Source organism: Paenibacillus andongensis, from assembly GCF_025369935.1.
Classification (GTDB): Bacteria; Bacillota; Bacilli; order Paenibacillales; family NBRC-103111; genus Paenibacillus_E; species Paenibacillus_E andongensis.
Genome location: NZ_CP104467.1, coordinates 824,874 through 846,972, shown reverse-complemented (window position 1 = coordinate 846,972; position 22,099 = coordinate 824,874). Strand labels below are relative to the sequence as shown.

The following is a 22,099-nucleotide window of genomic DNA, read 5'->3' as shown; positions in this document are numbered from 1 at the left end:
AAGCTTAGTATAAGAATAACCTCTTTTTGAACAGTACTATATGTTTTTCATAAACCTATCAATGGCTCTTTCCAAAGCTGGATTACTAGGTCCTCCAGGAACCATTTCTATAGCCCCCATACGATACTGCTCATGATACCACTCCTGAAAGTATCTTGGTTCTTCCTCCCCCTTTGAGGGAGTAAGAATAAATACATTCTCTACGGCAGGGGTCTCTTTATGCTTAACAAGAATCCCATCTCGATATTTATGCATTTCTCCTAATGCTGTGCTCAAATTTGTTGGAACTCGATACTTAGGATCAAAAACGAGAATTCCTTCATGACTCTCCAAAGTAATATCCGGTTCCATTCGTTGTGTGAACGAATAAAAATGATCAGAATTGTACTGAAAAACTCTTTGATAAAATAGATGATGGCCGTTAGCAAGCGATACATGACTTTCTTTATGTTTAGCAAGCGATAAAAAGAAACGATCCAGCGTAGACTTATAGAGATTTGCAGAATTCTTAATCAGACCCTTTTCCCTCAACAATCTTAATACCTGCATGTAACACCATATTTCATACAAAGCAAACGTATCCTTAAGTGGAAAGGGATACTCGAATCCAATTCGCTCGTTACCATGTTGATATAAACGATCAAACCACCTGTAACATAAACGATAAACAGGATGCTTACGAAAAATTGTTGAGACCTGTATAGGTCCCTGATACGAAGTAATCTCTTGGAAAATGCCCTGTCTCAACCAATATCTCACCAGATCCCCGTACTTTGCAGCCTTCTTTGAAACATCGCTTAAACTGCAGTGTATATATGTAACTAAAAGGCTTTGAAGATCTAAAAGATATCTTTTTATGACCCTATTTTCATACATATCGTAAGTGTCTATTCGAACATGTGTTAATACGTTAGCTGGAATTACACTCGAAGGATCTTTAGCATAATGTCTTTCTAGCCATTGCGATGTTCTGTTCGTAACGACTTTCATTTGTTCCCGCTTCAGTAAAGTATCCTTCTCAGACAGCCGCTTTAACGGATGTTCCAGAAAACGCCGAATATAGGAAGCAAGATCCTTAATCCCATGATCGATATAACTCCATTGCGCCCATGAGACATCCCTTGCTCTGTCCTGAGTGCTAATTGGAATCGTGAGCCCTGCATGATCAAAGCATACCGCTGCTTCATCCAAAATTTCAAGAAGCATAATGTCATATTGCTCTGCAGTCATTTTTCGATCATCTGGGTATACGTAGGTCTCGTATGCCTGTTGTTCTACTGTAAAAGTCAACTGCCCACTTTGAAATGGAGTCATAAAATGACCTGTAACTCCACCATCTACTTTCCGATAGGTTAGAGGAATACCCTGCATCAGCAAAATAGAAATGTCTATTTGTTCCCATTGCCATTCATATTCTGTTGCCTCGGTTAAATAAGCTTTTTCAATCGGGAGCCATTCACTGCCTCTTGAACGGACTAAAAAGCTATCTCCAAAACTGAGCGGCTCCATATCGCGCAATCTCCTTTTCCATCCGCTCTACGATACTTAAGGCAGCAGAATCCGATCCGAACTTTGCTTCAAAAACCTGATGAAGTTTAGTTAACATTTCTGAAATGGAGTCATCACCGCGAACTTTAGGGAGCACTTTTTCAATAATGACCTTTTCAAGAGCCTCCGTTTCATTCATTTGAATATTCGCTTCCAAGTTTTTATTATGTGATAATTTTTGGAGCATCTCATTCATAGAACGATAACCAAAATGAAGATAATAGGGCTTTAGAATACTATGTACTTGTTTCAAAAAGTCAAACTCTATCTGAAGCTTAACCCTTACATCCTCAGCGGATCTATTCCATAACGTATCGAAATCCACTTCACTTAACGTCATAACAAATGCCCGATCCAAGACTTTATCAGAAATTGAATGAGTCGTCTCGTCTACATTTACCGTCCCAATCACATACAAGTTCGGTGGAATTGTAACAGTCTTTGGAATATCAATAAGATCAGCTCGGTTATGTAAAGGAATTTCCTTCCTCGATTCCACGCCGCTCAAGTAATCACTAAGATAATATTCCACTCTCGCCAAATTCATTTCATCGAAGACCACAAAATGCGGTTTCTCACGTTCTTGATGAGCTTTCAACACCATTCTCAAAAACTCAGGAATGACATACCGATTTTCGAATGAGCTGTAATAACCGAATAAAGAACTAGAATCCGTCCAATCAGGCCGTACTGGAATAACAGACATGTAAGGGTTGTCCGCCTCATATTCCATACCGTATACCGCGTTAGCATATAGCCGTGCCAGTTGAGTTTTCCCAGTACCAGATATGCCGCTCAAAATTACAAAATGCTTATCGTCTAGTGCCGTCAAATTTAAATGAAGATCCCGAATGATTTCTTTTGCAAAAGTAAAGCTGCTATTTGCGATTAGCTCCAGAATGGACGTAAGTTGGAAACTCGCAATGTATTCTTCTTCCTCTGGGTCTCCTTCTTGTTCATCAGCCTCATCAATAATAGGCCCCATATCATCTACCGTTGGAAGCTGTAGCTTCTCACTAGCATGAGCAAATAGTAGTGCTGCAGTAATCAGCCTTTTTTTGACAACATCCGCTGCCTCTGTAAAGGCTTCAGAGACATTGTCATAAGTACCTGCGAGATATTCGCTCTCTTTAACTTCTAAACCGTGTTGCCTTAATAAAGACATTCCCGTTTCCAGCACCTCAGCATTATTCAAAGACTGCGTGGCAAACAGCTTACGAATCCACCAATCCTTCGTTCCTCTACCGAGCAGGTTGCGAACGTTTGTATATATGTGGCTATGTCCATCTAATTTAACTGCCAAGACTTGGTGCGGCGATTGTTTTTCCTGAAATTGATAATAAACTACGTAACCCTTTACGATCAGCTGCTCTTGATCTTTCAAAGAAAATTGCTGCCTGCAGACACCCGATTTTACTTGCTCCACGGAACCGTACTGCAGTTGATACGATCTGTGGAACAAAGTCATTTCCTGGTTTGCATCTTCAACCTGCACAAGTGTTAGAATATGTGCTGCTTGGATACTGACTTTCTTCTCTTCCTGCAAATAATTACGAATAGGTTCTAAGTACTGCCATGCTTCTTTCAATTCATCAAGCAGTTTTTCTACAGACCATTCGCCTTCTAGCGGAATACATTTAGCAAAATACAGCCATGGTCTTTTCCTAGGCTTAATACAAGACTTAATAAAATCCTCTAGCTCTTGTCGTTTAAGAAGTTCTCGAATTGTTGATTCCTTGGATTGGCTCGAAACAAGTACATCTACAGCGGGATTCAGCTCATTGACAATACCATTAATCCTATTCAGTCGGACTACTTCCCAAATCGGATAAAAATTCGTTTCAACAGAAAGTAAGACTTTCCTCTCCATCCCATTAAACTCAAGCGTAAGTGCATTTACCTCAGAATCCCCGATTTTCTTCATGATCTGAATAAAATACTTTCGACCGATATTGCTTTCTTTTCTTTGTTCAGCATATTTAGGATTCAATGCATCGTGATAAGTAGTTGTTAAGGTGACACCATATGTATGGAGGTATAGACTAGGATCGTTAAAGCTATCCAAAAATTGTTGCACGATTGGCTTTAAAGGAGCTTCAATTTGATCAAGAACTTGCTTACAACGTTCGTGTGTGATGTCGTGGTTGAAGATTGTTTGATACTCATCGAGATTTATCATTAATGGTACTCCTCTTAAAGAATGAGTTGAAGTTAGATTCGTTTGTAATTTTATTTCTTGATATATTTCTTTCACTTCTTCACTTGTGTCCTTCACCCACGGCTTACCGCCATTACGATCAGCCTTATAGTGTACCATCATGAAGTGATTGAAATCTGCGGAGGGATATCGATTGAGGAGCATAGTTATTCCATCTATCTTTGCTCCACGGAGCCTGTTACTCACTACCCTTTTCTCATGAAGTAACTTATCTTCTATAAAGCGAACTTCATACTGATCGTCATTTTTCTTAACTGTCAACAGATAAAACTTTGTTGGTTCGCCAATTATGTATTCTTTATTAGCAATACTTCTCTCTAGTTCTTTATCTTCTATACCTTGAATAATTTGGTTTCCGGATCGTTCATATTGATTAATTTTATTTTCATATTTGGAGTTGAAACTTAATGCCTTAACTCTTTCCCTGCCAATATTCCAAGGGAATTCCAACAGTTCTTGTAAACTGAATATATAACAGTTAGTCTGACCATTTTTAGGTACTAAAACAGCAAAATATGCTTCACAATTATACTTTTCTTTTAGATTTTTGATAGTTTCTAGTTTTTCATCGTTATCTATAATATTGATTTCAGGCTGTTCACTTTGGCGTGTTATAACATTAATAAAAAGATGTTCACCTAATAGATTTTGCCCGAAAACCCACTTACTTTTGCTATCTTCCGTTTGAATTATTTTATAACCCTGAGAATCCAACCAAGTTAATATCCTAGCATCTGACTCATTTAATTGCAGTGTCATCTTTAACCCCTCCTGACTATATTGTTAGATTCCTAGTATTTTAATAAGTAATCATATGAATCTTTAATCTACACTCCGTTTAAAAGTAATAACAGGTAAATTTACTCTATCTACTTCCCAACCAGCATAAAGCCAAGCCTTAGCTTGCGAGTGCGTTACATCATTCGCCCACCAAGCCCTATATTGGTGAGCTGATGTAGGCAACGCAAAACCAAGTAACTCCTCCAGCTGATCTACCATCAACTCTATGATTGAGCCTTGCTGAGTATTTAAGTAAGTAAAAAGTGACGTATACTTTCCAGTAATCTTTGATATAGGTTGCTTCTCTTTAATTTTTGGCGGCTTATCTCCATCTTTAACTAATTGCTCACTTGCTACCGCAGACTCTTCCTTCCCCTGAATAGCTTGAGTCAATTTTTGAAGCATATAGCCAATACCAGTGCAGTCACTTAAAGGTAAAGTAAGACTTTGATTCTGATGTAAGATCGCATTTATTCTATTTACATAATGCTTTCCCCCAAGTACAACAATCTCCTGATAGTTGTAAAAGCCTTTATGTATAGCTTGCACTTTCAGAGACTCTAAGCTTATCGTTTCCTCTGATGGCTTAATGAAAGAAACATTGTACGATTCCGGAACAACATCTTCCGGATATAGAAATCCATGCTTAGCAGATAGAATCACCCAATCAACAAAGAATGCTTTTGCATAGTTTTGACAGGCAACAGCAAACACTCCTGTGTACACAGATTGAGCTTGTGTAGGACCTCGATTCGCATCTTTATCCCAAATCTTTGCAGATCCACAAGGAATGATGCACAATCTCCTTTGGTTGTTCATAGATGACTCACCAACCGTTCCATATCTAATTGAGATAGTGGCTCTTTATATAGTTCGTTAACCTGCCATAACCCGCTTTGTTTTATTTTCTCCACAGGTGAAGATAACCCAAACCATTTGGAAGATGAATGACATTCCGTACAACACGATACAGTTGAGATCATTCGTGCCTCAATATAGAGACGATCCTCTTTTGAAGGCATATCTATCACACAGAATGAAAAATTATTTTGTATGTATTGGCTAACTTTCAACTCAATGTCCCTTTGATATTCGGCCTGAATTAGATGCCCATTTTGTGCTTTGGCTTGCGAGGTAGTAAGATCTAGTTCCCAGATTTTAAGATATGGATCCTTTTCGCTATTAAGCAGACTGCGGCCAATATTCTTCCGAAAGATGCTTCTATCTTTCTTCTGTTGGATAAAATGTTGCTTTAGGCGTGAGCGCAATTGGTGATCTCCTGTATGAGTACCTACTCGAACAATACGGTCCCCACCATGCCCAGTCTCACCATTTTCAAACAAAATATAGATGCCGTTCTTAGGGATCTCTTTATTATTGAAAGGAAAGCGATGCCTTGGTTTTGCATTTGCTATTTCGTGCAACTTTAAACACAATTGGCTCATAGATCATGCATCCTCTACTTTAAGTTTCAAAAAGAGCCTTCAATACATTAGTAAAGAAGGCTCTTTTTACATTCTACTAATTAGTAGTTTTCTTAGAATAAATTGTTGTCGTTATATTCTTTGGCACGATCAAAACAGGCCACCAGAACTTCGCGCCGCGCCATCCATTTTCTACTAATCCATTTTGACATAACATAATTAATGCCGGAATGTCAGTTGATAATCGTCTCGCAACTGTAAGTTCCCCTCGCTCACCCTTAGGTGTATCAGGCGAATTTTCATATTTATTATTATCATCTTTCCTTTTTATGTTGCGATTTTCCCGTCTAACAACCCAAATAAGACTTTCAGGATTTTGATCTACTTCCTTGGTCAAGTAATCCAATATGGAGTAGTACTCGCTGATCTCCCATGCATAACCATCTTCCATTTCTACTGTTGAATGAGCGAGAGTTAAAATCTCTTTTGCCAGCTCGACAGATATTGTAAAATTGGATTCGTCTCTAAGGGCACTTTTTTTCTCCGCATCAACTAATAACTGACTAATCTGATTGACCGTTTTCTCAATTGCCGTTCTAGATTTTGTATTGAATCCCACTGGTAAAATCCGTTTATGGGGCTTCAAGACAGTAAGTTGCGATAGCATGATTTTATTAGGGCTGCACGGAACTATTTTATTGGCCAAATCTTTTTGAATAAAAATAATACCTTGCTCATGTCCACCACGCTCAAATGCTTCACGAAGGGCAGTATCAAATTCATGGATTTTATTCATGATATTCCAAATATGCTGCGTAGTGTAAAAGCGGGTAACGGCAACGTCCTCTAATGGTCGTGCACCATACATCCGTGAATGTTGAAGCACCGTATCTTGTTGAAATTGTTTAGGATTCCGCCCATAAAAGAATCCAATTAAGTTATCGATCGTAACCCCACGATCCAGAATTTGCCCACCTATGAATATATTAAATGGTGAATCTAATCTTAGTTGGCCGGTCTCATCTAACAAACGATCAACATCTTTTTCAGAGTTAACGATTGATATCGTTACTTCCTCTTCAATTAATGCTTCTTTTACAAGTTCGACGACTTCCTCAAATGATGGAATAATAATATCTATAGTAGTTAAGGAACGTAATACATTAGAATAGGCCTCTTCCATTAATTCTTGAAAAATAGGTTGATTCTCATGAGCTGCAATTCTTAACTCCTCTTCCAAGTCGGACATTATCAATTCCTGCCACGCATGTGCTCCCTTTCCCCTCTCCGTATGTACAATCAAGGAGTACTTTCTCTGTTTCTGTTTCAATTGTTGCTGCTGCCACCGACGAATTCCACCGCCAACTAGAAAATTCACAAGCGCATTTCGCATAGAACGGATATTTTTATGTGTGATTAGTGAGTTCCCTCGTGTCCGCCGCTTATCTATTTTTTTGAGAACATCTAGCTCATTCTCTGTAACCTCTTCGAATAAAAATTTAGCCATATGACCATCAATTTGTGAGTTTTCAAAATACATTTCACCACCGACGTACTTATCATGAATTGGCACCAACTCAGTAAAAGCAGGGCGAACAGGCTCATACTTTTTAAACTCATGGACAATCATATCTTCAGGCTGTAAATAAAGAGAGTATGGGGTAGCCGTAACTTGTAAAAATGAAGAATCACTCAAGTCGGCTCTCATTTTATCTATTTTACTTGCAATTGTCCTCAACTCCATGATCTCGCTCTCTTTATCTTTTTCAAACGAGATACTGGCTAAGTCAGCCTCATCATCAATAAATAGAATTTTCTTCTCCGCTAAAACTGGATACCGCTCAAAGAAAGCATTTCGAAGTTTATCCATATTTTTCGTTTCTTTTTTGACGACGAATGCTAATTTTTGCCTTAAAGCATACTTTTTCAGATGATCCGGTAATTTCATAATGTCATAAACACGCATAAGTTCATTATCTATAAGCACATTGAATTCCCGGGCCAACCTCTCCGTTGTCTGTTGGGCTAATGCATTAGAATTTTTAGTTAAAATAATAACAACATCGAATCCTTGATCATAAGCATATGCCATTACCCCAATAAACGTCCGCGTCTTACCTGATTGAATTTTTCCAAGTAACATCCCTGGGCGTTTAGATGTGTCTTGGGACTGCAACTTTTCAACTGTTCTTGTTATACATTTTTGCATTATTTCATCATAGTTATTAAGTTCCAATAATCTAGGATAGAAAGTACCTGTTTCTTTATTCTCAGTCAATGTAACCATTCTGAATTCCCTCCAAAGAATAATTTTTCTTAATAACCCTTGTTGTTTACTACTATACAAGAAAGCCCCGACATTAGACTGTCAGGGAACGTACTTTCTCATTGCTTACTAAACTGTTGTAAAATTTCATTTTCCAGATCAAGTTTCCGACTAGAAACTATTATTGAAGAGGCCAGCTCTTGTTTCTCAGATAAGATTCGGTGAACAATCTCTTCAACAGTCCCCTGCTTCAACACGCCTTCATTGTCTGTGACAATAGGACAATATACATGAACAGGTTTATCTTGACCGATCCGGTATGCACGATCTGTTGCTTGATTCTCTACGGCAGGATTCCACCAACGTGTATAATGGATGACATGATTTGCTGACGTAATCGTCAAACCCGTACCTGCAGCTTTTGGAGACAAAATTAAAACATCAAATCCTGGCTTTCGGTTAAACTCATCGACAACCAATTGTCTACGATCAGTCATACCATTAATAACAAAAGGAATAATACCAAATCGATCTCGAATCGCTGATTTTAAAATATCCTGCATCTTAAGATACTCTGTAAAAATAAGTACTTTTTCACCTTTAGATTTAACGTCATCTATAATTTGAAGCGTGTGCAATAGTTTAGGCACCATTTCCGGAGGAAGATTAATCCATTCAGGCGCGATGAGTCCAGGGTGTGAACTTAACAGTTTTAACCGTTGAATCGCCTGCAGTCCATCCATCATTTTTGATTTTACCAGTTCAATGATTTCGGCATATAAGCGTTTCTGAACATCCCCAAGAGGAACTTGTATAACATGATGATGCTTGGGTGGCAGCTGCCCTGCCAACTCCTCCGATTTCGTCCTTCTTTTGTATACGTAGGATAACTTGGCTAGCAACCGTTGCTCCACAACCGAGTCACCTTCACCGGCTTCAAGTGGTGTAATAAACTCCCGTTTAAACTCACTTAAACTTCCAAGTAAGCCTGGTTGAACGTAGTCCATGATCGACCATAGTTCGCTTAGGCCATTCTCTACAGGGGTCCCTGTCATCGCTAATCTGAATTTCGATTTCATCGCTTTAAGCACATGGCTTGCAGCGGTAGATGGATTCTTTATCGCCTGGGCCTCATCGCAAATAATTGCCTGCCATTCGACCTGTCCAAATACAAGCTGATCACGAACTAACGTATGATAGGTTGTTATGGTTATTCCTATCTGTCTTAAGGCTTCAGGTGACTTAATCCTGTCTGTACCCCGATGTAAATACAAACTCGGCAGTAAAAAAGGAGCGAATTTCGTCATCTCCTTCTCCCAGTTATCGATTAAGGTCTTAGGCACAACGATTAAAGTAGGAGTTAATCGATTCGTTTGCTGCAGATAAGACAGAAGTGAAATAACCTGAATAGTCTTACCAAGACCCATGTCATCCGCTAAAAGTCCGCCCCACTTCCGGAAGTGAAGCATTTTCATCCAAACATACCCGTCTTGCTGGAACGCTTTTAATGTAGCCTGGAAGGAACCCGGAGGTGTACGATCCAAGACACCTTGATCTCGTAATTCTTGATGCGCCTGCAAAATGGGTGCATTGAATTCAAGTTGGCCTATATTTTCGTATATTTCCAAAATATAAGGAAGTGAGGTGATATCAACCATCGGTTTTTCACCAAACTGTTTATGGACTTCTCCCGTCGATCGGATAAAGTCATCCACTTCAGGTGGAATGCGTAACCAGTTTCCATTCCACTCAAAATATTCATTCCCGCTATCTCTAGCTTGGCGAATCAGTGCCTGAAACTCATCAGGTTTGAAGGATTGCCAAATTTCTCCAGTCTCATCTACTGCTGAAAAACCTGTTTCAATTTGAAACCAGCCTCGTTCTGATGGTTTCGCATGTACGAATGGCTGTGCTCGATATACGCGAATTCCCAAAGATTTAACTCGTTCACCAAATAAAGATAAATCTAACCCTTCAATGTCCGGTATAAAGGCTTCTGGATTCTCTGCAAATCTTGGAATGTCATCTCCTTGAATGGGTGGAACCTCTTTAATTTTGTTAGCATGTTCCCAGACTCTGGGATCCACAAATACTTTTTCACGACCTGCTCCAACCGCGAATCTAGCTCCCTTGTCATTCAAACTCTCTAGTAAAGTTGGATCTATCTCATTTGATACATAGGCTGGTTGTATATGAATTTTCTTATTATCGTACTCGACCTGAAGCTCAAGGTTATCGACGAAGAGATATTCCTGACGCTCAAGATATGTATCTAGTGGAATACCTAACCGATTTGCCCTGTTACGAACTTCTGCAACATAGGAGAATATTTGTTCAGCATCCCGAGGATCTGGACTATTGCGAATCATCTGATCTATTTCATATGTGTCAGGATCCAGTAGGTGCATGGAACCATCAGGAAGAGCCACCCATGGTCCAACTATTTTAGATGTCTGTTCAACATTACGCCACTGCCCATAACTCTTATGTAACACAAACTGAAAACGAGAAGTACCAACTGCCCCTTCGTGGCCTAGCAAAAGCTCTGGTTTTTCTGGATCAAGTATGCCCATGAATTCCCTTACTTCACTAGGAAGTTTAAGTATATCTGTGTACTGCAAATGATATCCATCCGATTCATCATGTAGTAATTCGTCATACCATAAGGTTTCAAGTATTTCTAAATTTTCCAGCTGAGTTTCCTTTTTTAATTGAGTAATCGTTAAGTTAAGTGGGAAGCGCACAAGTTCCTCGACTCCCTCACGGACCAGAGCAAGGCTAAGACCGCTTTCGATAAATTTCTTCTTAATCTGAATCGGTCTATATTCGTCGTTCTTCTCATTGCCAAAAAAACGCTTAAATAAAGACATCCCTTAGCCTCCTAACTAAAATCGACCGTCTAGGTAGTTTCGCATGTATTGGGTGAACTTAGGTTGCCAATTGCCGCGGTGATCATGTTTATCAATAAATAATGGAATTCCATTCTCTTCCGTATATCTACGTTTTAACATATCCTCTCTTTTCGCACGTCCACTGTTTCGGAACTTATATGAATTAGAAAGCGGTTTAATAATCTCTTCAAAACCTTGTTTATGATAGAAATAGGCAGCACCCATGATTCCAAATTCAACGACAACAAATCGATTAAAATAAATAAATGCTGCTTTGGGTTCTTTAATTACGTCTACGTCCAAAATGTGATCCTGATTCAAATAATTTTTCCAGTAGTCAAATCGTGTATTATTCTCATCCTGCTCAAAAAATTGCTTCAGTTTGTTTTGAAGGAGCCACTTCTGTATTTGTTCCATCGCAGTAGGAGTTAAGAAATCCCATTGCATAGCTTTCTCCAATGGATTACCTAATCTTTTGATTGCTTGATTCATCACTGCATATTCAAATTCCTTGAATGACCTAAACTCTACATATACGGTAAGAAGTTCTTTATATTCATCCATTTCAAATCGTTCTAACTTCTCAGTAATATAATTAACTCCATCTCGTTGAACAAATGACGGCTTCGCGAGACCCTTTAGAAATATGCCTTTTAAGAGTTCTTTTTCTAGAAGGACATCCTGTTGTATCTTTAAATGGTTTATTTGCTCTTTTGTTGAAATAGTTGAAGATATCATCGAACCGATCAAACCTGTGACGATTCCAGCACGATCTAACAACGCTATTCGAATCGTTTCCCGAATCTTTTCATTCGTAACAACAAATTCAAATTGATCTACATTGTAAATTAATCTAAGGAGATCCTGCAGAAACACCTCATGAGGATCTTTTTGAAATAGCCCCCAAGCAGTTTTACCTACTTGAGCCGAGTACCGATAAGATAGAATAAGATTAATTTTACGTCTAGTTTCATGACTTTCATTAGGAAATGGATAATCGTATAGGAGAACAAGTACCTCCATCCTCTTTAACTCGCGAGCAAAACTATCCAATGAATCAAATGGAACTTTTCGGATTTGTTCTAACAAACGAGGCAACTTACTATGACTAACTTGTTTAGCTATTGCCTGATCCACATCACGGAACGTTTTTTCAACTTGAGTACGTTGTTCCTTTAGTTTCTGAGGAGCAAACGTATAGTGATAATAAGGTTTATTTTCCATCAGCTTGCATCAACCCCTGAAGTTTATCAAGAAGCTGTTCATCTTTTAAGCGAAATTTAAATTCAACACGTCGCGATTTATCAGCATCTACGGTGCCATCCTGTTTATAAATGGGAACTGCAAATGAACGACCATTTGCCGTAATCACTTGTTTTAATTCATCCTTGTATTTGAAATTAGGAAAGCTCGGTGCAAAGATTTGTTGCACAACAGAAAGCGCCCTATCCTGGGAGAGTTTCAAATTATAAAGGTACGTACCATCCGTGTCAGTATGTCCCTCTACAATAATTTGAGCGACTTGTCCTCTAAATTGATCAGACATAAGAATTCCAATATACTGTGGAATGAACTTCTCTAAATATGCTTTTCCTGTATCAGATACAGCGCTACTATCCGTTCCGAAAAATACTCCGCCGGAAAATCGAATTGTTCCCGTTTGCTGATCCACCTGAAGATTGAGTTCTGAATCTTTGAAAGCCTTCACTAATTCCAGAATAATTTTTGACTTTACACCGAGTACCTCCTCGATGAGCTTGTCTTTTTCCTTAATAGCATCTTCTTTCTGTTTCATGACTTCAGCTTTATCGTCAATAGCAGATTTAGCCTCTTCATACGCTGTCTGTGTATCAAACATCATAACCATAAGAACTAGCGCAAATATAATAAGTAGTGCAGACATAAGGTCCGTGTACGATACCCAAAAGCTTTCTTTTTCTTCCTCCTGGCCATGTGGGAGGAAACGTTTCACATTGCGATAACCTCGAGACATGTTTCTCCCTCACCTTATGCTGGATTGATCATACGTTTGGATTGTTTGTTTAGTTCTTGTACAGTTTGTTTTAAAGTCTGCATTTCATCTGGAAGTTCAACTAAACTATCCTGAATAGCTTGTACCACGCGGTGAAGAAGATTTACTGTAGTTCCAAGTTCCTCATCAAACATCTCAAAGGTATGTTTAAGCCCTCGATGCATATCATCCGTAAATTGTCCCATCGACTTCGTCAATTGATTATTCATCTTCGTCATGACATCACTTGTAGAATCCCAATGTTCTTTCATGGTTTCTACTCTAGTATCCATTTCATCCAGTTGACCGGATAACCTGTTAATCACATCTTGTAACACTTGATCCATACGTTTACGTTCGCTTTCGGTTTGCTTCAGTACGCCTCCCATCGTTTCTTGAAGCTCAGTGAACGTCTTCGCATTATTTTCCACCGACTCTACTAGGTTTGCTAATGTTTCACTAGACCTCTGCGTATGAGTAGCATAATCTGCCATTGTTGCGGCTAGCAATTCTTGGCTTTGTGTCGTATCCGTCATTCCTTTAAGGTTTTGTTCAAGTTTATATTGTAACTCAACCTGTAACTGTGTTTGTTGAACGATGGAGGTAACATTTTGTTGAAGCATACTGATGCTTTCATCGAAATGATTGTGGAATACATTCCGCTCTTCAATCATTCTACCAAGTAAACCAGAAGTCGCTTCATGAAGTTCCGTGTTTCTCTCAGCCGTTTGATTTAATTGAGCAACTGTTCTTTCAAGAACATCTTGATGCTCTGTGATTTGTGACGTATATTGATGAATATGATCGGTAAGCACCGTTGTTTTCTCAACCATTAAGGATTGTTCCTTCGCCGAATCTTGCATCGATTGAACCAAAGCACCCATTTCCTCATGAACACGCTGCTGCCACTCAATCGTAGTCCGCAAAGCTTCTCCTAAATCTTTCATATGGTCGCCGGTAATTTGGTTCAATTGTGTAACAAAGGCATCTACCATGTCGCCCATACCTTGCATCTGATTAGCGCTTGCCGTTTGTAACATCTCTTTCATCATCACTTGCGTTTGTTCCAAATGAGGTGTTAAGGATTGATCCAACGCGTTGGTGAAGCCTGACATCATCTGTGGTATTAGTTGTTCAGACATAAATACTTGAAAGTCCATCATATGCTTTTCTTGATTGTTCAACATACGGAATAGGACCGTAGATTCTTCTTGAGTAGGGAACGTTTCGTCGAGTGTGTCTCGAATCGTATAGAAGCTATTCGTTAGCCAGTGGTAAAAGTATAATTTATCTAATCCTTGCCATATAAGAGAGACTAAAATACCTACAATGGATGACGCGAATTTTGCTTTCATACCCGCTAGGAGAATGCCAATGCCTCCCTTTAGCACCGTTGAGTCTCCACTCGGATCTAACCCAGAAACCCCCATTGCAATCCCTAAGAAAGTTCCGATGATTCCTAGTGCAAGAAATACACCTGGTAATGTTTCCACCAGCTTACGCTGTCCAAAGCGGTGAATAAATCTTTCTTCTTGAAAGAAATCTAATACATCCGGAGTAATTGCAACTCCATTTTGCTGATATTGCATGAACTTTGCACGAAATGAATTCCATGCAGGTAACACTGTATGATCTATGTATTTATTACCCTTTTCTGACTTCAACCAAGTATCAAACTGATGAAAACGTTCGATAGATGATTCTTCTTTTTGTAGTCCTATTAGTTTTTTGCGGATATTTTCTGCCATTTTCTTTGCATGATGATAAGGAGTAACAATAAAGTAGATCCCCAGTGCAAAAATTACGACCATTAATCCAATAAGAAAATAAGAAATTAATGATGTCATAACGAAGCCCTCCATAAAGTGATTATAAAGTGAAACATCCCCCGAATTTGTCGTCAGGGGACATAGGTAACAGCCTGTTTCCCTAGCTGCTTCCAGCTTTCAATGAATGGCTGCTTTGCTATTTTCTCTGCTTTTTTCCCGTTGAGCGGGTTATTCACGTACACATTTTCTTCGTCATAACCTACTAGCAGAACAGCGTGTTCTTCAAAAGTAGCATGAATTGTGCTGCCATCTTTGGCCTTCCATTCAACCCATTCATTTGAAGGAGTGAAGTTTGATGTTGTCCAAATGATAACGGGATGGTCGAGTGCAACTTGTTTCTCAACCTCACTAAATTCATTCCCAGTCATATCAAGTGCGTGGTCATTATAAATATGTGCAAGTAAATCTCTTATAGGCTTATGATATACCCCATAGCCCATATCACTTCCAGTAATATCGCCAACAAAGCCTTGGTTTGGATCTCCCCATACATCAATTGAACCGTCTTGACCACCCTGACGTGGAGTCACATCCTTAGCTAACATATTGATAAGATCCTGCCTGTCATATGGGAGTTTCAGATAAGTAGATAGCATGGCCAAGCTCGTAATCTCGCAGCCATTTACGTACTCAGGATACTGGGACATAACGGGGACATCTATATGATGTTCCTTGTCGAAATGACTCTCACTAATATCATTATGGATTTTAAATGTATTTGGTTTGTCAGATGTTGATACCTTTGTTTCTGGACCAACAGATGTCATACTAAGTTGCCTATCTCTGATAGTGGATAACGCATGTTCTTCATTAGCGCACGCAGCACAGAAAATTAATAGAATTATAAGACTTAACAAATATAGCCTAGACATAACTCTCCTTATGAAACTACGTAAACGTGTGTGGTAGCTCATCACTCTATTAATGTATCTTGGAAGTTCAAACCACTCATTTGTTTCCTACTTTGCACTTCTCAAATCCTTATAAGATTCCCTTGCGATTTCTTCCATTACAGAATTATAAAACTTCTTATCTTCAAAAAGCTTGGAGAATGAGGTCATAGAATCCATATAGCATTCCTGTGCAATCTTTTTAAAGATTTCAGGGAAGATGCTTCGTTCAAACACTTCTGCATCATTATTTTTGGCATAGGTTTTAAGCTTATTGTTGTCTTTTACAACCCTATTATAAATTGTTTCTACGATAACCTTATCACCCTCTGTAAACACACCATTAAAACGTTCATTAATCTTTTTAATAATATTGTCCAAAAGCTCATCATCACTTACAATTATAGATTCTGGAACGAATTTTTTTGGATTTATGAGTGTTTGATAGGTCGAATTGGTTTCAAGAACAATATCACCTTTGAAAGTTTCCTCAAGCTTATAAAACTCTAAGCGCAGCTTGTCTTCTAAATCAACTTTCTTGTCATTTTCTTTTGGTAGCAAGTTAGCAAGATATGAAGTAAAGGCAAATTCCTTTTGAAGGCTCTTGTCAAACATTCTTATAATTTGTGCAATATAAGAATACCACTTGTTAAAGTTTCTAATGGTCATGCGGTATTCATAACGACCTTCTGCATCAAGATTATTGTATCTTTCAACCACAGGCTTCAATAAAGCTGTCATTTTGCCAAGGTCTTTATCTGTCTGCTGTCCATCCTTGTAATAAATCTTAATGAAATTTTCTATGTCAGCATCGTTGTATAGCTTAAATTTACGTAATAAACTCTGTGCCTGATAAATTAGGTTGATATTTATTTCTTCATTTAGTATGGTAGCTTCATAAAAACGAGAGAACGATTTTTTCATATCCTCTGTGGAGTTTACAAAGTCCAAAATAAATGTATCCTCTTTACCACGGCAAGTGCGATTTAGCCTTGATAGTGTTTGAACAGCTTTTACGCCATCAAGTTTTTTATCAATAAACATTGTATGCAGCAAAGGTTCATCAAACCCTGTCTGATACTTTTCTGCAACAATTAGACAATTAAAATCGTGATGAAATTCTTCTGGCAATTGCTTCTCTTTAATGGTTGAGCCGTCTTCTCGCTTATTCATACCTTCTTCTGTATAGGCCTCTGCGTCGCCGTAATCGTTAAGGTCATTTATGACGCCTGAAAAAGCGATTAGAATATCAATGTCATCATACTTATTTTTTTCGACATAACGCTTAAACTCGTGATAATAACGCACAGCATGAAGACGAGATGCTGTAACCACCATAGCCTTAGCATTACCACCAATTTTATTTTTTGTTATTTCTCTAAACTGCTCTACCATTACCGCTGTTTTTTGTTGCAAATTATGTGGGTGCAACTCCTGATAACGGCGAACTGCCTTTACCGCCTTTGTGGTTGGTACTTCTGGGTTTTCTTCTGTATTCTTTGCAATTTTATAGCAGGTCTTGTAAGTCATATAGTTTTTAAGCACATCAAGTATAAATTCTTCTTCAATCGCTTGTCGCATACTGTAAATATGAAAAGCACGGAAAGTGCCATCATCTTGCTTTTGACCAAACATTTCAAGGGTTTTCTCTTTTGGGGTTGCTGTAAAAGCAAAGAACGATAAATTCTTGTGTCGTCCGTGGGTGATTAACTCTTTTACAAGGTTATCTTCCATATCTTCAACTTCGGACTCTGCTGCGTTTTCAATCTCGGCATATTCTTTTAAGGCTTCTTCCACATCTGCCAAAGCTGCTTTTAATTTCTTAGCACTATTACCAGTTTGAGAAGAATGAGCTTCGTCAACAATGATAGCAAATCTTCTACCTTTGTTATCGTCTATTTCTTCATAGATTACTGGGAACTTTTGAAGTGTTGTGATAATAATTTTCTTGCCATCGTTTATAGCATCACGTAAGTCTTTTGAGGTTTTCTTATCGTCAATAGTTTCAACAATACCTTCTATATGGTCAAAGCCTGATATTGTGTTTTGAAGCTGATTATCAAGCACACGGCGGTCTGTTACAACGATTACAGAAGTAAATACGCTGTTATTGTCCTTATCATGTAGGGTTGATAAGCGATAAGCAAGCCATGCGATAGAATTACTCTTACCAGAACCTGCTGAATGCTGAATCAAATAATTCTTTCCGCTACTATTTACTTTTACATCTGATATAAGTTTTGTTACAACATCAAGCTGATGATAACGAGGGAAAATTATTTTCTTGCTTGTCTTTGTCTTTCGTTTGCCATTTACTTTTTCGGTTGATTCCGAAATATCTAAATGTATATATCTTTGTAATATGTCAAGCAAGGTGTCTTTTTGTAAAACCTTTTCCCATAAATAAGAGGTAACATAGCCTTTACCATTGCCTGCTGGGTTGCCTGCACCACCAACTTCACCTGCACCACTAGAGCCTTGATTAAACGGTAAAAAGTAAGTATCCTTGCCCTTTAGCTCAGTTGTCATTGCAATTTCATAAAGGTCAACAGCAAAGTATACAAGTAGCCTGTTATTAAAACCAAAAATGAACTCTTTTGGATCACGGTCATACATAAACTGCCTTTTGGCATTGTCGACCGATTGTCCTTTAAGTTGATTTTTCAACTCTATTGCAACAACTGGGATTCCATTAAGGGATAGTACCATATCAATAGAATTTTCATTTTGTGTGGAATATTTAAACTGGCGTGTACAAGTTAGAATATTTTCGTTATATTGTTTTACTACGTCAGTATTCAGGCTTGTTTCTGGTCTAAAAAAGGCAAGTTTAAACTTGATGCCGCGGTCAATGATGCCGTGCCTTAATACTGAGATTAAACCTTCACTATCAATATTGGTTTGTAAACAGCGATAAAGCCGAGCCTCTGCGTCTGCTCCATCACGCTTAACTTGGCGTTCCCACTCTTTTGATTGCGAAGAGGAAAGAAAGGTAACGAGCTTATCCATATCAATAGCTTTGTCACGGTTATATGTTTTAAGATCGCCTTTGATGTAACCTCCCATAGGGGAAAGCAAAAAACTCTCTATATCCTGTTCAAAGCGTTTTTCATTGTCCTGCATCTATTTACACCTCCTTTTTGCCAGTTACACATTCGCATATTAGGGATTTTTTATACGTTTCGAGTTCTGAAATTATCTGATGTTTTTGAGTTATTAAATTGTCAATTTCAGTGCATTTGGCATCGAGATAATCACAGATTGTTTGTTGTTCATTTAACGACGTAGGATAAACAAAAGTTGTATTTCCAATAATATCTGTATTCAAATTTGGTTGCCCTTGTCCCATAGAAGCAACTTGCAAAAACCATTTTGTTTTTGCTTTCAACGAGTAATACATAAATAGCAAGTTTATAGTTTCCTTAACATCTAAAAATGCTGCAATTCCATCATTAAAAGTAGTATCAAAAGTAGTTATTTTAGGAACACCCAATGTTGCCCCACTATTAGTTAATAATAATGTTCCGCTGTTTACCATCCGTGTGTTAGATAACCCAGCTTCTTTTATGCTTGCAACACAAGAATTAACATAAATTTCATCATCTTTTGTAATGTCACTAATTTTCATAAAAGGTATATTACCGTCATAATATCTTAAATCTCCTGCTGGTCTAGGAGAACCGCCTCTAACTATATTGGCAACTAATTTCAATCTACATACTTCCCAATGTTCTGGTATCTCGCCAATCCATGCTTCACCGCTGTCTTTCATTAGTTCATTAGGATTTAAGCCTTTGGTAACCACTTCTGTGATAACCGATTGCTTATACATCTTGTACTCTTCAATTGATGTCCTTGTGTTTTGAATAATACTATCAATTTCAGTGCATTTTTGGTCTAGGTAATGGGCTATGGCTTGTTGTTCTTTTATTGGTGGTAAAACAATCTTCATATACTTAATTCCATCAAAAGTTAATCCTTGCCTTACACCAGAGCCCATACCATAAAAACCTTTGCGAATATCAAAACTATGAAGATAATAATACAAATATTTAGGATTAGCATCGCTTACGTTTCGTAATGTAATATAGGCAGAAGTAATAATACCTCTTTGGGTTGATAAACCTACTCTCAAACTAGTACGGTCATTTTGCAAATCAGTTAATCTAAGCACAATATCATTTGCTTCTATAATGTTATAGCCCGAAAAGTTTTCTGGAAGCAAACCGCCAGTTGCATTAATGTTTCTTTGTTTTATCTTTCCGTAGCTCAAAGACAACAAATTTGTTTCTTGCATATTATCATTCTTGCATTTTACTTCGTTGAACAATTGAGTTAGCATATTAATTCCCCAATGGCTTGGTATCTCTCCAATCCATTCAACACCACTGTCTTTCATCTCTCGACTCATTTTATGTCACCGCCCTTTGAAAACAGCCTTTCAAGGGAAGAAGAAATGCTTTGTTCAAGTTTGCTTATTCTATTTGCTATATCCTCGCTTTTTTCTGTGGAAACATACTTATAAAAATATCTTGTAAATGGAATTTCATACCCAACGGTTGTTTTACTTTTGTCAATCCATGCATCAGGATTAAAAGGCTTTACTTCTCTTTCAAAGTAAACATCTATATCCTCCGTTAGTGGCACATTTTCTGTATCTCGTTTCGAAGTATCTGGAACTTTCTTTTTAGCCTTCATAACTGGCTTGCCGTTTTCGTCAAGTAATGGGCTTTCAATAGTTATCTTGTTAAACCCAAAGTTAATATTTTCAATTATTTTAGATTCACAGGTTTTATCGCCAATTGTGTATATCTTATTTTGATTTTCACCGTACGCCTGTACGATAATATCTCTGCAAACATCTGTTATATCATTTCTCTTATTACCAATTGCTTTTCTTCTTTGCTCGTACATGTTAGAAGCATCAATAAGTTGCACTTTACCTTCTCTGTGTGAAGGCTTGTTTTTTGTAATCATCCAAACATAGGTTGCAATGCCCGTATTGTAAAAAGCATCGGTAGATAGCTGAATAATAGCATCAAGCCAGTCATTCTCAATTAAATATCTTCTAATTTCGCTTTCACCAGAGCCAGCAGCACCAGAAAATAGTGGTGAGCCGTTTTGGATAATCGCCATCTTGCCTGTGTCCTTTAGCTTGCTTACACCATTTAGCATAAATAGCATTTGACCATCTGATATTTTGGGTAGTCCTGCACCAAATCTGCCTTTGTCTCCAAGCTTGTTTTCTGCTTTAACAGCGGCTTCTTCACGTTTCCAGTCAATACCAAAAGGTGGGTTTGAAATACAGTAGTCAAAGGTGTATCCAGAAAACTTATCATCAGAGAGAGTGTCTCCAAATTTCATATTGTCAGCACTACCACCTTTGATAATCATATCAGCCTTTGCAATAGCGTATGTTTCAGGGTTAAACTCCTGCCCAAAACTACGAATTTCTGCATCAGCATCTAAAGCACGAAGGCGTTCTTCCATACAACCAAGCATCTGGGAAGTACCCATTGTTTGATCATACACAGTCTTAACAACGCCATTTTGTACAAGAGCATCTTTTTCATCACAGATTAAAAGGTCTGTCATTAGATAGATAATATCACGGCTTGTAAAATGCGCTCCTGCTTCCTCGTTGTAGGACTCTGAAAAGGTTTTTATCAAATCTTCAAATATGTAACCCATGTCAACTGCGGTGATAAGGTCTGCACCAAGGTAGCTTGATTTTTTATTAAACTCTTGAATTATATAGAAAAGAATATTATTATTCGCAAGCTTTGTGATTTCCTTATCAAATTCAAAGTGAGCAAGCACATCTTGAACATTATCAGAAAAACCATTGATGTATGCACGAAAATTATCTTCAATATGAGAAGAGTCCGCCAAGAGAGACTCAAAAGTAAAGGGACTTGTATTATAAAAGCTTAACCCAGAAGCAGACTCTAAAAAACCATCTTTAACTTCAAAGTTTTTAACCTTCTCATAGGTTTCAAGCACTTTTTCTCTTGTTGGTAAAAGAGTATCGTGAAACCGCTTGATAACCGTCATAGGTAAAACAACCTTGCCATATTCGTGGGGTTTATATAGCCCTACCAAATGGTTTGCATTATTCCAAATCATGGTTGACTTTTCTGAAATGTTCACTGCTGTTTGTTGGCTTGAGTAGATATCGGACATTTTTGGTTATCCTTCTTTCGATTATCTTATTTGATAGTTTTATTTCGTAACACTCAACT

At 38.0% G+C, this 22,099-nt stretch carries 13 protein-coding genes and 1 pseudogene; all 14 read right to left on the bottom strand.

Features of this window, described 5'->3' with window-relative positions; genetic code table 11:
* Positions 1-36 precede the first annotated feature (36 nt).
* Positions 37-1,509: a DUF2357 domain-containing protein gene (locus tag NYR53_RS03770; RefSeq protein WP_261303995.1), complete on the bottom strand. Its 1,473-nt coding sequence runs from the start codon at positions 1,507-1,509 to the stop codon at positions 37-39.
* Complete coding sequence (locus tag NYR53_RS03765; protein WP_261303994.1) at positions 1,484-4,525, bottom strand: McrB family protein; 3,042 nt, start codon at positions 4,523-4,525, stop codon at positions 1,484-1,486. Before NYR53_RS03765 ends, NYR53_RS03770 begins: the two co-directional genes overlap by 26 nt.
* A gap of 63 nt (positions 4,526-4,588) precedes the next feature.
* A complete protein-coding gene (locus NYR53_RS34595; protein WP_437180160.1) occupies positions 4,589-4,831 on the bottom strand; it encodes a DUF7662 domain-containing protein in 243 nt (80 codons plus the stop codon).
* 78 nt (positions 4,832-4,909) lie between these two features.
* A pseudogene (locus NYR53_RS03760) lies at positions 4,910-5,365 on the bottom strand (DUF6884 domain-containing protein); the annotation flags it as partial.
* Positions 5,362-5,991 carry a GIY-YIG domain-containing protein gene (locus tag NYR53_RS03755; RefSeq protein ID WP_261303993.1) on the bottom strand — a complete coding sequence of 210 codons (630 nt, stop codon included), beginning with the start codon at positions 5,989-5,991 and terminating at the stop codon, positions 5,362-5,364. The gene NYR53_RS03755 and the pseudogene NYR53_RS03760, both read right to left, overlap by 4 nt.
* A 76-nt stretch (positions 5,992-6,067) precedes the next feature.
* Positions 6,068-8,257: a Z1 domain-containing protein gene (locus NYR53_RS03750; protein WP_261303992.1), complete on the bottom strand. Its 2,190-nt coding sequence runs from the start codon at positions 8,255-8,257 to the stop codon at positions 6,068-6,070.
* A 98-nt stretch (positions 8,258-8,355) separates the two neighbouring features.
* Positions 8,356-11,106 carry a DEAD/DEAH box helicase gene (locus NYR53_RS03745; RefSeq protein ID WP_261303991.1) on the bottom strand — a complete coding sequence of 917 codons (2,751 nt, stop codon included), beginning with the start codon at positions 11,104-11,106 and terminating at the stop codon, positions 8,356-8,358.
* Positions 11,107-11,121: 15 nt separating this feature from the next.
* Positions 11,122-12,351: a hypothetical protein gene (locus tag NYR53_RS03740; RefSeq protein WP_261303990.1), complete on the bottom strand. Its 1,230-nt coding sequence runs from the start codon at positions 12,349-12,351 to the stop codon at positions 11,122-11,124.
* Positions 12,341-13,120 (bottom strand): OmpA family protein, encoded by a 780-nt coding sequence (locus tag NYR53_RS03735; RefSeq protein ID WP_261303989.1) that lies wholly within the window; start codon positions 13,118-13,120, stop codon positions 12,341-12,343. The genes NYR53_RS03740 and NYR53_RS03735 overlap by 11 nt, the downstream gene beginning before the upstream one ends.
* A 14-nt stretch (positions 13,121-13,134) precedes the next feature.
* The gene (locus NYR53_RS03730; RefSeq protein WP_261303988.1) at positions 13,135-14,985 is read right to left on the bottom strand and encodes a hypothetical protein; all 1,851 of its coding nucleotides are present in this window, start codon (positions 14,983-14,985) and stop codon (positions 13,135-13,137) included.
* Between the two features lie 53 nt (positions 14,986-15,038).
* Positions 15,039-15,734 carry a C39 family peptidase gene (locus NYR53_RS03725; protein ID WP_261303987.1) on the bottom strand — a complete coding sequence of 232 codons (696 nt, stop codon included), beginning with the start codon at positions 15,732-15,734 and terminating at the stop codon, positions 15,039-15,041.
* Between the two features lie 192 nt (positions 15,735-15,926).
* Complete coding sequence (locus NYR53_RS03720) at positions 15,927-18,980, bottom strand: type I restriction endonuclease subunit R (protein ID WP_261303986.1); 3,054 nt, start codon at positions 18,978-18,980, stop codon at positions 15,927-15,929.
* Between the two features lie 4 nt (positions 18,981-18,984).
* Complete coding sequence (locus NYR53_RS03715) at positions 18,985-20,268, bottom strand: restriction endonuclease subunit S (protein WP_261303985.1); 1,284 nt, start codon at positions 20,266-20,268, stop codon at positions 18,985-18,987.
* The gene (locus NYR53_RS03710) at positions 20,265-22,040 is read right to left on the bottom strand and encodes a type I restriction-modification system subunit M (RefSeq protein ID WP_261303984.1); all 1,776 of its coding nucleotides are present in this window, start codon (positions 22,038-22,040) and stop codon (positions 20,265-20,267) included. The genes NYR53_RS03715 and NYR53_RS03710 overlap by 4 nt, the downstream gene beginning before the upstream one ends.
* Positions 22,041-22,099: the final 59 nt, after the last annotated feature.